Source organism: Moraxella sp. CTOTU47724, assembly GCF_032014955.1.
Taxonomy (GTDB): Bacteria; Pseudomonadota; Gammaproteobacteria; order Pseudomonadales; family Moraxellaceae; genus Faucicola; species Faucicola tetraodonis.
In genome coordinates this window covers 1-13986 of record NZ_DALZSV010000001.1, presented here as the reverse complement: position 1 = coordinate 13986, position 13986 = coordinate 1, and the positions used below count along the sequence as shown (strand labels likewise).

Annotated in this window: 14 protein-coding genes; 2 read left to right on the top strand and 12 right to left on the bottom strand. The window is 43.9% G+C overall.

Going from position 1 to position 13986, the window contains the following annotated elements:
• Nucleotides 1–276: 276 nt before the first annotated feature.
• The 12 genes from RTR63_RS00070 to ychF form a co-directional block, all read right to left on the bottom strand.
• The gene (locus RTR63_RS00070) at nucleotides 277–2505 is read right to left on the bottom strand and encodes a primosomal protein N' (RefSeq protein WP_312521960.1); all 2229 of its coding nucleotides are present in this window, start codon (nucleotides 2503–2505) and stop codon (nucleotides 277–279) included.
• 151 nt (nucleotides 2506–2656) lie between these two features.
• The gene (locus RTR63_RS00065; protein WP_099833696.1) at nucleotides 2657–3037 is read right to left on the bottom strand and encodes a Rid family detoxifying hydrolase; all 381 of its coding nucleotides are present in this window, start codon (nucleotides 3035–3037) and stop codon (nucleotides 2657–2659) included.
• Between the two features lie 27 nt (nucleotides 3038–3064).
• Nucleotides 3065–5230, bottom strand: a complete 2166-nt coding sequence (locus RTR63_RS00060) for an HD domain-containing protein (protein WP_312522121.1) — start codon at nucleotides 5228–5230, stop codon at nucleotides 3065–3067.
• Between the two features lie 368 nt (nucleotides 5231–5598).
• Entirely contained in the window at nucleotides 5599–5865 is a 267-nt protein-coding gene (rpoZ, locus tag RTR63_RS00055) for a DNA-directed RNA polymerase subunit omega (RefSeq protein WP_036601878.1), read from the bottom strand.
• A gap of 81 nt (nucleotides 5866–5946) precedes the next feature.
• The gene (locus RTR63_RS00050) at nucleotides 5947–6384 is read right to left on the bottom strand and encodes a ClpXP protease specificity-enhancing factor (RefSeq protein ID WP_472796577.1); all 438 of its coding nucleotides are present in this window, start codon (nucleotides 6382–6384) and stop codon (nucleotides 5947–5949) included.
• 22 nt (nucleotides 6385–6406) lie between these two features.
• Entirely contained in the window at nucleotides 6407–7018 is a 612-nt protein-coding gene (locus tag RTR63_RS00045) for a glutathione S-transferase N-terminal domain-containing protein (protein WP_076774449.1), read from the bottom strand.
• Nucleotides 7019–7166: 148 nt separating this feature from the next.
• A complete protein-coding gene (locus RTR63_RS00040; protein ID WP_284034402.1) occupies nucleotides 7167–7880 on the bottom strand; it encodes a cytochrome c1 in 714 nt (237 codons plus the stop codon).
• Nucleotides 7880–9097: a cytochrome b gene (locus RTR63_RS00035; protein WP_172823566.1), complete on the bottom strand. Its 1218-nt coding sequence runs from the start codon at nucleotides 9095–9097 to the stop codon at nucleotides 7880–7882. Before RTR63_RS00035 ends, RTR63_RS00040 begins: the two co-directional genes overlap by 1 nt.
• Nucleotides 9098–9116: 19 nt before the next feature.
• A complete protein-coding gene (petA, locus tag RTR63_RS00030; RefSeq protein ID WP_007116512.1) occupies nucleotides 9117–9701 on the bottom strand; it encodes a ubiquinol-cytochrome c reductase iron-sulfur subunit in 585 nt (194 codons plus the stop codon).
• A gap of 250 nt (nucleotides 9702–9951) precedes the next feature.
• Nucleotides 9952–10338 carry a 30S ribosomal protein S9 gene (rpsI, locus tag RTR63_RS00025; RefSeq protein WP_007116510.1) on the bottom strand — a complete coding sequence of 129 codons (387 nt, stop codon included), beginning with the start codon at nucleotides 10336–10338 and terminating at the stop codon, nucleotides 9952–9954.
• Between the two features lie 10 nt (nucleotides 10339–10348).
• Nucleotides 10349–10777: a 50S ribosomal protein L13 gene (gene rplM, locus RTR63_RS00020; RefSeq protein ID WP_007116509.1), complete on the bottom strand. Its 429-nt coding sequence runs from the start codon at nucleotides 10775–10777 to the stop codon at nucleotides 10349–10351.
• Nucleotides 10778–10970: 193 nt separating this feature from the next.
• Nucleotides 10971–12062, bottom strand: coding sequence for a redox-regulated ATPase YchF (ychF, locus tag RTR63_RS00015; RefSeq protein ID WP_312521951.1), 1092 nt, complete (start codon nucleotides 12060–12062; stop codon nucleotides 10971–10973).
• A gap of 314 nt (nucleotides 12063–12376) precedes the next feature.
• On the opposite strand from ychF, the gene rsmA reads away from it, so the two are divergent.
• Both rsmA and RTR63_RS00005 read left to right on the top strand, forming a co-directional pair.
• Entirely contained in the window at nucleotides 12377–13261 is an 885-nt protein-coding gene (gene rsmA, locus RTR63_RS00010; protein WP_282849192.1) for a 16S rRNA (adenine(1518)-N(6)/adenine(1519)-N(6))-dimethyltransferase RsmA, read from the top strand.
• Nucleotides 13262–13309: 48 nt separating this feature from the next.
• Nucleotides 13310–13986: symmetrical bis(5'-nucleosyl)-tetraphosphatase (locus RTR63_RS00005; protein ID WP_312521948.1), on the top strand; the 677-nt coding region annotated here is incomplete at its 3' end.

Genomic DNA, 13986 nt, shown 5'->3' with positions numbered 1-13986 from the left:
GGTGCACATCAGTAGGCTGCTTTGAATCTTGAAGCGGTTTTGGGGTCATTGTTATGTCCTTATGGTGATGATTGTTGCCATGACTATGCGCATTAGGGTGCACATCAGTAGGCTGCTTTGAATCTTGAAGCGGTTTTGGGGTCATTGTTATTTACTTACCCTAATCAATGGCAAAAATTAGCTAAATTGTAGCCCAATCAGCGAGTTGAAAAAAGCCCATTTAAACATCACCCTAAAATAAACGGTTTAGCAAAATCAATGGTTTTGCAAGTCAGGTTAAGACCAACTCATCGGATCAATGTCAATCGATACTCTGCCATACTTTGCCGATGGCAACGCAATCGTCTGTCGCCACCAGTCCGACAATAGCTGCTGGCGAACGTGGCGTGTTTTGGTCAAAATTAATAAATGTGAGTGATAGCGACTGTTTTTCTTTGCCATCGGCGCATCCACCGGGCCATTAATGGCAATACCCAAGGCTGTCATGTGCTGGCGTGATGGCAACAGCGCCATCGCTTGATGCAAAATTTGCTGATTGTTTTCTAACGATTTGCTTTCCACCCGTACTAAACAAGCGTAAGTCAATGGCGGCAATCCCAACATGCGCCGCTCAGCCAATAATTGCTGGGCAAAACTTAGATATCCTTCACGTACCAAAGTCAGTAACGCCGGATTTTCAGGTTGCAGGGTTTGTATCAGTACCAGACCTGCTTTATCGGCACGACCCGCACGACCTGCCACTTGGATAATCAGCTGGGCAGTATGCTCAGGCGAGCGAAAATCTGACGATAAAAAACCGCGGTCAGCATTGGGAATTGCTACCAAGGTCACATTGGGGAAATGATGCCCTTTTGCCACCATTTGCGTGCCCACCAAAATGGCTTTGGGATTATCAGCAATACGCTGATAAACTTGCTCCCAACTGTTTTTTTTACGCGTGGTATCACGGTCAATCTGAATCACAGGCACATCGGGGAAAAGTTCAGTTAACCCTTCAACCATCCGCGCCGTACCCATGCCCACAGGGTCAAGATTGCTACTACCACAGCTAGGGCAATGGTTTGGGATGGCTTGTTGCCAATCACAGTGGTGGCATTTTAGCATTGCCACTGGCTGAAAATGCACTGTCAAATGCGCATCACAGCGCGGGCAGTCTGCTTGCCAACCACAAGCATCACACAATAAGATGGGCGCGTAGCCACGACGGTTTAAAAATACCAATACTTGCTCGTCTTTGTCCAACGTTTGCCGAATGGCTTGAATTAAGCTTTGCGCCAAACCGTTTTGCCATGCCTGTTGGCGCGCATCAATCAGCTGCATGATGGCAGGTTTGGCATCGCCTGCACGCTGGGTTAAAGTAAGCTCGGTAAGTTTACCTTGTTGTACCAAATATAGGCTTTCAAGCGATGGCGTCGCGGTGCCCAAAATCACCGGGCAATTAAGCTGAAACCCACGATATAGCGCCACATCACTGGCGTGATAGCGCAGTGAGTCTTGCTGTTTGTAAGATTGGTCATGTGATTCATCGACAATAATCAGCCCTAAATTGGCAAATGGATATAACACTGACGAACGGGTACCGATAATAATTTGCGCATAGCCCAGTCGGCATTGTTGCCAGCCATCAAGCCGTATGATGTCATTAAGTCCGGAATGCAGCATCAATACTTGGGCTTCAAATCGTTCGGCAAATCGCTGTGTGGTCTGTGGGGTCAGCCCAATTTCTGGCACTAAGATCAGCACTTGTTTGCCTTGCGCTAGCACCGTTTGCATCACTTGCAAATACACTTCGGTCTTGCCACTTCCCGTAATCCCATTGAGCAAAAAACCTTCATAATGGTGCTGTTGGCAGGCGCTGGTGATTTTTTGCACCGCTTGTTGTTGCTGTAAATTTAAGGTGAGCGGCGTGGTGGCAAGCTTAGCAAGCTTGGGTAAAGACGGCATTTGATAAACAGGCGCAATTAGACCTTTTTGCTCAAATTTTTTTAAATAAGCGGGCTCGACACCATTGTCTATCAGCGCAAACTCAGTTACAACCTTTGTGCCATCACCATGAGAATTACCATGCGAGTTGATGACCAGTTCACATAAAGCAAATTGTTGGCGTTGTTTTTTTGCACTGGCGGAAAAATCCTCGTCAGTGGCATCGCGTAATTGTTGCCAACATAATTGTCGGTAGTCAAGCGTCATCCCTTGGCGAATCAAAGTCGGCAGCATGACAGCAAACACATCGCCAAGCGGATAACAGTAATAAGCAGACAGCCAATAAGCGAGTTTTAGCAATGCCTCATCGACAATCGGCAGCTCATCGAGTATATCCAATACAGGTTTAATCGCATTTTGCGTAAGCTGACTGTGCTCAATATGTGCCACCACAATGCCGACCAATTTGCGCGCACCAAACGGTACTCGGACGCGGCAGCCAATCGCGGGCAACACATCGCCCACAACGCGATAATCGAACACCGAATCAATGGGCACAGGTAAGGCAACTTGGATTAGCAAAACACACCTTTAAAAATTGTTGTAGGGTTGAATTATAGCCCAATTCTAGGCATTAAATTGTTGTCAGATGGGCAAAAATTTGACATAAAAAAAGGCAAGTCTTGTAACTCACCTTCCATTTGAGCGGGTTAACATTCATCTAAAATAAAAATCAATCTAATACCAAAATCGCTTCAATTTCGACCACCGCACCTTTTGGCAAGGCGGCCACTTGCACCGCGGCACGGGCAGGGTAAGGCGCAGTTAGGCGCGCCGCAAAAATCTCATTTAAGGCCGTAAAATCTGCCAAATCGGTGAGCGAAACATTAAACTTCACCACATTGGCAAGCGAACCACCTGCGGCTTGGCAAATCGCATCGATGTTTGACATCACTTGGTTGGCCTGATTAACAAAGCCATCGGCTAAGGTCATGGTGTTTGGGTCGAGTCCGATTTGACCTGAAATATACACAGTCTTATCAACCTTCACGGCTTGTGAATAAGTGCCTACCGCAGCAGGCGCATTGTCAGTATGAATGATGTCACGGCTCATATTATTTCCTATTACAGTATGATGGGTTTATAAAATATCTTTATTTTTTGCTGCAGAGGTGTTCTGGCTCTGAGAAAGTAGCACTTCATCATTCCATTGATACAGTCTTACAATATTGGGGTAGCCCAAAAAGGTACGTAGGCGCTGAATTAAGCTTGCAATCTGGTCACGGCTTTGCACCACCACAAACAGCAAAGTATAGCCATTACGCTGTTCGATATATTCAAAACCCGCCTGAGTATCACGTACAATAAAGATTAAATCGCTGATTTGCTCATCGGTCAGGTTTTGATTAATTTTTAGCGCGGCATCAAAATAAATACGCTTGGATATCTCATCTTCACTGTTAGACACTCGCCAATGCAGCGGAATCACTTGGTATTCGTTGACACGGCGAATTTCATCAATTGAAAAACATTTGTGTCGATGCACCACCAAGCCATTTTTTGAAATATGCCCGACAATCGGGTCGCCATACACAGGATGACAACAGCTTGAAAAATTCATCTCCATATTGGCGGCATCCGCAATCAAGCTTTGCGGTTGGTTAGCGGCATGGGCGCTGGCTTGGTTTTTGGCAAGCTGCTCTTGGGTCAATAAGCGCGAAACGGCAATCTGCGGCAGCAATTTACCTGTGGTAAACTCCGTAAAGAACGCACTTTTATCCTGTAAGCCACGCCAATCAAGTAGCAATTGCCATTGTTCATCGCTCACATCAGCGAGTGCAAGATTTTGCGTTTTAAGCGCGCGCTCAAAGGCGGTTTTGCCTTCGTGCTCTTTTTGCTCAGGATTTAAGCCTTTTAACCATTCAAACAACGCACGCCGCGCTTTATTGGTTGCTACAAAACCCAGCCACTCCGCTTTTGGAATCGCATTGGGGTCGGTATGAATTTTGACCCTATTGCCAGTTTTCAAAATCGTACCCAGTTTGGCTTCTACGCCATTGATTTCAGCGCCGGTTGCACGGTTACCGATATGGGTACTGATAGTATAGGCGAAGTCAAGCGCTGTGGAGCCGCGCGGCAACTCATAGGCATCACCGTTTGGGGTATAGCAAATAATTTTACGTTCGTGAAGATAGTCAATCAGTTTATCAACCACCGTCACCGCATCGGATGGCTGCTCTTCGATATCGCTTTCATTGTCGGCAATCAAGTTTTGCAGATTGCGTAGAGAGGCCTGAATCACCGACTGGCTAAGAGGCGATGCTGCTTCACCCATCAAAATCCCTAAACGGGTGGTTTTGAGCATGGTTTTAGTCAGAATGACCACTTTGATGGTGTTATGGTCGTTTTTATAGGTAATGGTCAGTGATTGGTTGCCCCCCGCACGCGGATGGCGGATATTGTCTTCGATACATTCAGGCGCAATTTGGTATTTATTGATAAAATACTTGGCGATTTGGTCGCAGTCTTCTACTTTATCCATGACTAGCATAAATTCATAATGCCACAGCAAATCGGTGATTTCGCCGCGATTTTTAAAGAACTGGCGAAACAAGGTCACGCGGTTATCGACATCTTTGACATAACCTTTAACATCCAGTCGGCTCAAAACGATATTTAAATAGTTATGAATAGCTTCTTGTTGAAAGGTGCGCCCCAAACCATGCTGCATAAGCTTATCGGATAACTTGTTATACATAGGCGCATTCAAGCTGCGATAACATAAAATCTCGATATAGTCGGCTAAATCATTAAGCCCAAGCGTACGAGCAAACGGCACATAAAAATCCAACGTTTCTTGTGCGGTTGCCTGTTGTTTTTTCTCAGGCACCGCTTCGATGGTGGTCATATTGTGCAGGCGGTCCGCCAATTTGACAATCAACACGCGCGGATCTTCTAGCGTTGCGGTAATAATGCGATAAAAAGTCGCGGCTTTATTGATGTGTTTTTCATTGGAGGATTTTAATTTGGTGACACCATTGACGATTTGGGCAACTGCCTTGCCAAACTCTCGGGTCAAATCTTCTTCAGTGGTAGGCGTATCTTCCACGGTATCATGCAAAATCGCCGCCACGATGGTATCGACATCCATGCGAAAACTACCCAAAATCTCCGCCACTGCGATAGGGTGGGTGATATAAGGCTCGCCAGATTTGCGTTTATCTTTGATATGGGCTTGGTCGCCAAAGGCACAGGCTTTGAGAACAATTTGCTGTTCGGCATCATCCAAATAATCCAATACACGCATTAGGTCAAACTGTGCAATATCCACATCAGGATGGCTTAATTTTGGTAAAGTTGATATATTCAAAAATGTGCCCTCAACGTACGATCGATAGGTTTAACCTGCTAAAAGATTCATATTGTCCTGGTCAGCAGTTAACTCTATCATAAAAAACGGTTGGATAAAAATAGCTGGCATCAAACCAGCTAAAGTTAGCAAAAACGTATTATAAAGATATCTTAATTATTCGCAAAATTACTGCGAATTGTCAAGCTAAGTTACATATAATTCCACGTTTCATTCCACGTTTAATTCAACTAAAAAGTCACCTAAAAAAGGTGACTCTTTATAAAATAATAGTCGCTAACTATTAACAGTGGCTTAAGCTACCGTTAGAATCCATGACCACTTGAGATGCTCAAATCGACATGGTGAAATTTGTTAGGCAATTCGCGCTCAGGTTGGTTTAAAATCTCTTTAGTCACAAGGCCTTCAGCGATTTCACGCAGCGCAAGTACGGTTGGTTTATCATTTTCACGCTCAACCATAGGTTCTGATACACCGCGTGCGATTTGGCGCGCACGTTTACTGGCAACAAGAATCAAATCAAAACGGTTGTGGATATTTTCTAGACAATCTTCTACAGTGACACGTGCCATGACTATGGTTATCCTATTCAAAACTAAAAAAGTAATTGATTATTTTAACAAAATTAAACCCATATTGCCAGTGACAATGCACTAATCTAAGATTTTTAACCCGGCTTTGTTTTCACGTTTTGGGCGTTGAGTATCGGTGGACACGGCTGGTTGACTGGCGTTAATGTCAGATTGCGGCGCATTATCGTATTCCGTTGGGTCAAAGAACATGCCTTGTGAATTTTCTCTGGCATAAATCCCCATCACCGCTTGCATTGGTACCCATAATTCTTGCGAAACGCCGCCAAATCGCGCATGAAAATGAATAAAATCATTATTAATGACCAAATTACCTGTAGCGCGGCTGGCGATATTAAGTACGATACGACCATCTTGCACATATTCGACAGGCACGGTGACATTGGGCTGCGTCGTATCGACCATGATATGTGGGGTCAGGTTATTGTCTTCAAGCCATTCAAAAATAGCGCGTACCATATAAGGGCGAGTCGGGGTGAGTTGAAAGTCGTTTTCCATGATGATTCTCTTATTTTAATGATTACTATTTTAAACTAGTTTTAAAGGTTGGGCGATTAAACATCCGCTCCATATATTGATACAACGGACGGCACAGGTGCAGCGGCAATTCAATACCCATGGGTTTTAAGCGATATAAAATCGATGACAAAATGCAATCACATATACCCATGGTATCTGAAAGAAAAAAAGCTTTATGGGCAAACAGCGGCGCTATGGTAACCAGTGATTCAGTCAGTTGCTTTCTTGCAATCTTTGCTTGGTTGACATCTAATGTATCCTTATCGGTCAATAGCGTATCTGCTAATTTAATCCAATCTTTTTCAATGCGCCACCATAATTGACGGTATTGTGCCTTTTCAATCGGATTTTCAGGTAGCAGTTTGTTCTGATGATAGCGATCTTCAAGGTATTCAAAAATAATGCGATTGTTATATAAAATCAATTCACGATGAATAAATACCGGCAGCGTGTTGTAAGGATTGATATCAGGTAAATCTTCGGCAAAATCATCATCATCACGAATGTTCGTCTCAGTAAATTCTATTTTTTTCTCAAGTAAAACCAGCCTTAATTGGTGACTTAGATAGCCATCATCGGCATAAATCAACGGGGTGTTCGAAGTAGGGGTCAACATAGTTAAAAATAATAAGCTGTATCAGCGTAAAGGATAAGCCTAGCTTAAAATGACTGAATTAGCAATAACTGTAAAAGTTATCGTAGCAACCAAGCAATAGATGCGCATAAAAAAAGGCAGCCTAAGCTACCTTTTCTTATATGAACCCTTATTTAACGTCTTTCCAAAATTCTTTATTGAGTAAGTACACTGGAATTAATAACGCAAGTAAGAATAAGATGACCCAAAAACCATATACTTTACGTTGGTGCGCTTGCGGCTCTGCCATCCACGCCATAAAGTTGACGATATCACCAATATTACGACGATATTCTTCTTTTGAGGTGTTCATTTGCATATCATGAAGGACGAACGGCATAGCAACATTCGGCAGTACGATATTGTTGGCACCCCAAGGACGACTTGGATCTTCATAGAAGGCTAACAAGTACGTATAAACCCAATCATTACCACGTAGACGGGTTTCAAGTGACAAGTCAGGTGGCTGGGCACCAAACCAAGCTTTTTGAAGCTCTGGGTCCACGCCTGCATTGATATGGTCACCGACTTGGTCAGTGGTCAGCATCAAGTATTTTTCCACCAACTCTTTTGGAATGTCCAAGTCTTTGTACATTTTTGAGTAGCGAACATATTGCGCTGAGTGACAGCCTGCACAGTAACTCATAAATAATGACGCACCACGTTGAATGGACGCTTTATTGGTCAAATCCACAGGAGCGGTTTCACAAGCCAAATGCGCTTCTTTACCCTCAACTGTTTTGTAGGTGCCACAGCCGCCTTCGCTAGCTTGTGCGGCTGTCGCGCCCAAACCTAGTGCAACTGTCAAACCCAATCCAGCAACTAATTTTTTAACCGCTTTCATTAGTGACCTCCAGTTACACGTTCAGGTGGCTGTTTGCAAGTTTCAATCGATGTATAGATTGGCATTAGCAAGAAAAACAAGAAATACAAAATAGTACAAATACGTGCCACAAGCGTTGCGGTATCACTTGATGGAATTACCCCTAAGTAACCTAAGATCAAGAAACTAACAACAAAGATAGCAAGTGCGATTTTTGACAACATACCTTTATAACGCATTGAACGCACAGGCGATTTGTCTAACCAAGGCAATACAAATAAAATGGCGATTGATGCTGCCATCACAATAACACCCGGCAGGGCTGAACCAAACATAGACGGAGTTGCACGTAACATCGCATAAAAAGGCGTATAGTACCAAACAGGGGCAATGTGAGCAGGTGTTTTAAGTGGGTTTGCTGCTTCAAAGTTTGGTGGCTCAAGGAAGAAACCGCCGCCTTCTGGGAAGAAAAATACCACAGTAAAGAAAATGATAAAGAATACCACAATACCAATCATATCATGTACGGTGTAGTACGGGTGGAAAGCCACACCATCAAGGGGTACACCATTTTTATCTTTAAGTTTTTTGATATCAATACCATCTGGGTTGTTAGACCCAACATGGTGTAATGCTACCAAATGAACAAATACCAGACCCACTAAAATCAAAGGAATCGCAACGACGTGCAACGCGAAGAAACGGTTTAAGGTAATACCAGAGATGATATAGTCACCTTTTACCCATTCTCCCAATGCATCACCAATAAATGGAATCGCTGCTGGTAGGTTTAAAATAACCTGGGCACCCCAGAAAGACATATTACCCCAAGGTAATAAGTAACCGAAGAAACCTTCTGCCATTAAGCACAGATAGATACCCATACCGATGAGCCAAACAAGTTCACGGGGTTTTTGGTATGAACCATACAACAAGCCACGGAACATATGCAGATAGACGACCACGAAGAATGCCGAAGCACCAGTTGAGTGCATATAACGGATTAACCAACCACCTTGTACATCACGCATAATGTATTCTACAGAAGCAAATGCGCCTTCTGCACTTGGGTTGAACATCATGGTGAGCCAAATACCCGTCACTAACTGATTGACTAATACCACCATCGATAATACGCCAAAGAAGTACCAAAAGTTGAAATTCTTTGGTGCGTAATACTTTGACATATGGTATTCATAAGTTTCTGTCGCTGGAAAGCGCGCATCCACCCAATGCATAAATTTCTTTGCACTCATATTATGCCCCCACCGTTAAGATAGTACCGCTGATGCTATACTCAGGAACTGGCAAATTACGAGGCGCAGGTTGACCCTTAAAAACACGGCCAGCTAAGTCATACTTTGAGCCGTGACAGGGGCATAAAAATCCGCCAACCCAACTGCTGCCACCCAAATCTGCTGCGCCGACATCAGGACGATAACCTGGTGCACAACCTAAGTGAGTACAAACCCCTTCACACACTAGAACTTCACTATTGTCTTTTGAGCGGCTATTATTTTTGCAGTAGTCAGGTTGTAATGAACCTTCTGATTTTGGATCGGCAAGTGATGATTCTACTTTTGATAAATTATCCATCATCTCTTTGGTACGTTTGACAAGATAAATTGGTTTACCACGATATTTGATAACAATCATTTGTCCTGCTTCGAGTTTGCTTAGGTCTTGGCTAACAGGTGCGCCCGCAGCTTCTGCTTTTGCACTTGGATACCATGAACGCACAAACGGCGTAGCAATAGCAGCGACACCGACTGCGCCCATAGCGGCAGTGGATGCGATTAAAACTCTTCGACGCTTAACGTCGACGCCTTCGGCATGGCTCATTAAGAACTCCTCCAGATTAATGAAGTGGGTAACCATATTCCCACACTGGGTTTGTGGCTATTGTAAATCAGTTGTTACAGAATTGCCACCTTAGCTGTGCCTAAATTACGCTAATTTTGCTATTTTATGCTATTTTTGCAATAAAATAAATTACCTAAGGTAAATAAAAAAGACCCTTGCAGTAAACAAGAGTCTTTTTTGTAAACGCCAAAAAACGCGGTCGATACGAGAATTTCGACCACGAAAAATATTAACGTTTTGAGAATTGGGGACGTTTACGTGCTTTACGTAAGCCCAATTTTTTACGTTCAACTTCACGCGCGTCACGAGTCACAAAGCCCGCTTCTTTAAGCGCTGGTTTTAAAGTTTCGTCTGACTCGATCAATGCACGGGTAATACCGTGGCGAATCGCGCCCGCTTGACCATTGATACCGCCACCTTTTACAGTCACATAAATATCATATTTGCTAGCAGCATCCAGTAATTCTAAAGGTTGACGAACAACCATTACTGATGTTTCACGACCAAAGTATTGATCAAGTGGTTTACCGTTGACGACGATATTACCTGTACCCGCAGATAAGAACACACGAGCTGTTGAAGTTTTACGACGACCTGTACCGTAATTGCGTTCCATGTGTTACTCCTTAGATATCTAATACTTGAGGTTGTTGAGCAGTATGAGGATGCTCAGTACCTGAGTAAACTTTTAACTTTTTAATCATCGCATAGCCCAATGGACCTTTTGGCAACATACCTTTAACGGCTTTGTTAAGTACGTCAGCGGGTTTGTGTGCGATAAGTTTAGTAAAGTTAGTCTCTCTGATACCACCTGGGTAACCGGTGTGACGGTAGTATTTTTTGTCTTGCGCTTTTTTACCAGTCACGGCAACTTTCTCAGCATTAATCACAACGATATAATCGCCTGTGTCAACGTGAGGGGTGTAAGAAGGCTTATGCTTGCCACGTAAGCGTGATGCGATTTCGCTCGCCAAGCGACCTAATGTTTTACCTTCAGCGTCGACGATGTACCAATCGTGTGTCACTTCATGTGGTTTAGCACTGATAGTTTTCATGTTTAAAAACCTTTTTGAGTTAATAGTTGAGAGTGAGTGTCTGGGAAACGAGGGCTCTCAAAATTACGAACGCATATTATAGGGATTAAGATAGTGACTTGCAATACAAGTCAAGCATTTTTAAAAAATAAACTTGCAAAAAATAGGCAACTAAAATTGCCTATTTGTATGAATCGGCATATCAGTGCAAAATTTAGACATTAAATCTAAAGTGCATCACATCGCCATCTTGCACGATGTAGGTTTTACCTTCGAGGCGAGATTTACCTGCCGCTGCCGCGCCTTTTTCACCGTTGTATTCAATAAAATCATCAAACGCAATCACTTCGGCACGGATAAAACCACGCTCAAAGTCGGTATGAATCACGCCTGCCGCTTCTGGTGCCGTGGCACCGACTTTGACCGTCCAAGCGCGTACTTCTTTGACCCCTGCGGTAAAATACGTTTGCATATTAAGCAGCTCGTAGCCTGCGCGAATCACCCGATCAAGCCCTGCTTCAGTCATACCCATACTTTCTAAAAACTCTTGTTTTTCATCGTCATCCAGCTGGGCGATTTCTGATTCGATTTGGTTGCATAGCGCGACGACCAACGCATCATCTTTTGCTGCAAATTCCCGTACTTGGTCAAGATAAGGATTGTTGTCAAAGCCATCCTCGCTCACGTTGGCAATATACATGGTCGGTTTTAGGGTGATTAAACCATAGCTGCGGATGAGTTTTTTCTCATTCTCGTCCAGATTTGCCATGCGCGCCGGCTTACCATCGGCTAAAAATGGCTCAATTTTGTTAAACACATCCAGCATGGCTTTGGCGTCTTTATCACCGCCTTTGGCTTTTTTACCGACATTGATAATCGCACGGCTGACTGCTTCAAGGTCAGCTAGAGCAAGTTCGGTATTGATGGTTTCGATATCGGATAATGGGTTGACGCGTCCATCGACGTGAATCACGTTGTCATCATCAAAGCAGCGCACCACATGGGCAATCGCATCGGTTTCACGGATATTGGCTAAGAACTGGTTACCCATGCCTTCGCCTTTGGAAGCGCCTGCCACTAGACCTGCGATATCCACAAACTCCATTGAGGTGGGCACAACGCGCTCAGGTTTGACGATATCGGCAAGTTGCTTGAGACGTGGGTCGGGTACGGGTACAATCCCAGTATTGGGATCTTTGGTACAAAACGGGAAGTTTTCTGCCGCAATCCCAGCTTTGGTCAATGCGTTAAACAGGGTTGATTTACCAACATTTGGCAGTCCGACGATACCACAATTAAAGCCCATACAATGCTCACTAAATAAAGGGTTAGTTAAATTTGTTGCATTATAACAACTTAGTCATCAGAATTCGACAGGCGATTGACGCATCAAAAAATTGAACCATCAAAAATTTAACCCATCAAAAATTTGTAGCATGATATAAACTACAAAAATTCAAATTGAGCGATTGGGCAGATTGTTGTCATGAAATTGTCATAATGGAGCGTCAAGCTATGCTATAATTATCAGTTTAATAGTGATTTGTGTCTGATGACGGTGAAGGTTATCGTGTACTGCGCAACATTGATAATTATTTCATTTTTATAGGAATGTTTTGAGTGACGGTCTCTGCTTTTTTATCGCATCAGCCTAGAAAACGTTTTGGGCAAAATTTCTTACATGATCAGGTGATTATTGGGAGAATTATTGACAGTATTCATGCAGGTCGCGATGATTTGATGGTTGAAATTGGTCCAGGCATGGGCGCGATTACTGAGCCGCTACTCAAGGAAGTCAATCGCTTGACCGTTGTCGAGCTTGATACCGATTTGGCAGACAGCCTGCGCATTCGCATTGGCGCCAATAGCAATGAGGGCTTAACCATTGTCAAAGCCAATGCCATGGAAGTGGATTACCGTGCGTTGTTCCAGCAAATCATTGGCGATAACCCTAATGCTACCACCGAAAAAAAAATGCGCATTGTCGGTAACTTGCCATACAATATTTCTACGCCGTTATTGTTTCATTTATTAAGTTTTGCCGATGTCATTGAAGACATGCATTTTATGCTACAAAAAGAAGTGGTGGATCGCATCACCGCAGATGTAGATAGCCGAGAATATGGTCGTTTATCCATCATGATGCAGTATTATTGTGAAACTGATTATTTACTGACGGTGCCAAATGGGGCATTCAACCCCCCACCCAAAGTGACGAGTGCGGTATTTCGACTCAGACCTTATCAACAAAAACCGATTGTGGCTGACGATGAAAAGCTGTTTGCCCTTGTGGTGCGTGAGGCATTTAATCATCGCCGTAAAACACTGCGCGCGATTTTTAAAAAGTCGCCGATTTTGCCTGCGGTCACAGAACCCCAGCTTGTGGCATGGGGACTTAATCCACTGGCGCGTCCCGAAACGTTATCAGTACAAGATTTTGTGACCTTGTCTAATGGCATCGCGGCTAATGGTATAGCGGCAAACAGCATCGCGGCAAATGGTTAATTTTTTTGTAGCTGTTTAAAATTTTACTTTGAAGATATATGAGGTGTTATGGGTTTTCGACATCAATTTGTCATTGGCGATATTCAAGGCTGTTATGCCGATTTGCAGGCACTGCTCAAGCAGATTGGGTTTGATGAAAAGCAAGATAAATTATGGTTTGTCGGCGATATCGTGGCACGCGGTGAAGACTCGCTGAGCGCGCTGCGTCTGGTAAAACGTCTTTGCCAAGCCGGGGCTGCCGAAATGGTGTTGGGCAATCATGATATTAACTTAATCGCCGTATGGCGTGGTGTCATAAAGATCAAAAAAAAGGATAGAACCCAAGCGATTTTTGACGCCCCAGATTGTGATGAATTACTCAACTGGCTTCGTCGCCAGCCGCTGCTTGTCTATCCCAATGATAAAACCGTGATGGTGCATGCAGGCATCCCGCCAAACTGGAGTATCACCCAAGCAGCCATGCATGCATCAGAATTGCAAACTCAATTACAAAGTAGCTTATGGCAACTCGATAGACTGCTGCCAAACCTGTATAGCGATACCGCTGTTCCTTGGTCAAATATGCTGACAGGCTATGCACGTATGCGGGCGATTTGCAATTATTTTACCCGTATGCGCCTGTGCCAAATGGACGGCACGCTAGAGTTTAGTTTTAAATCCAGTCTGGATGATAAAATGCCAGAGGGGTTTCGTCCGTGGTTTGAATGGCAAGTGCCGCGCGAACG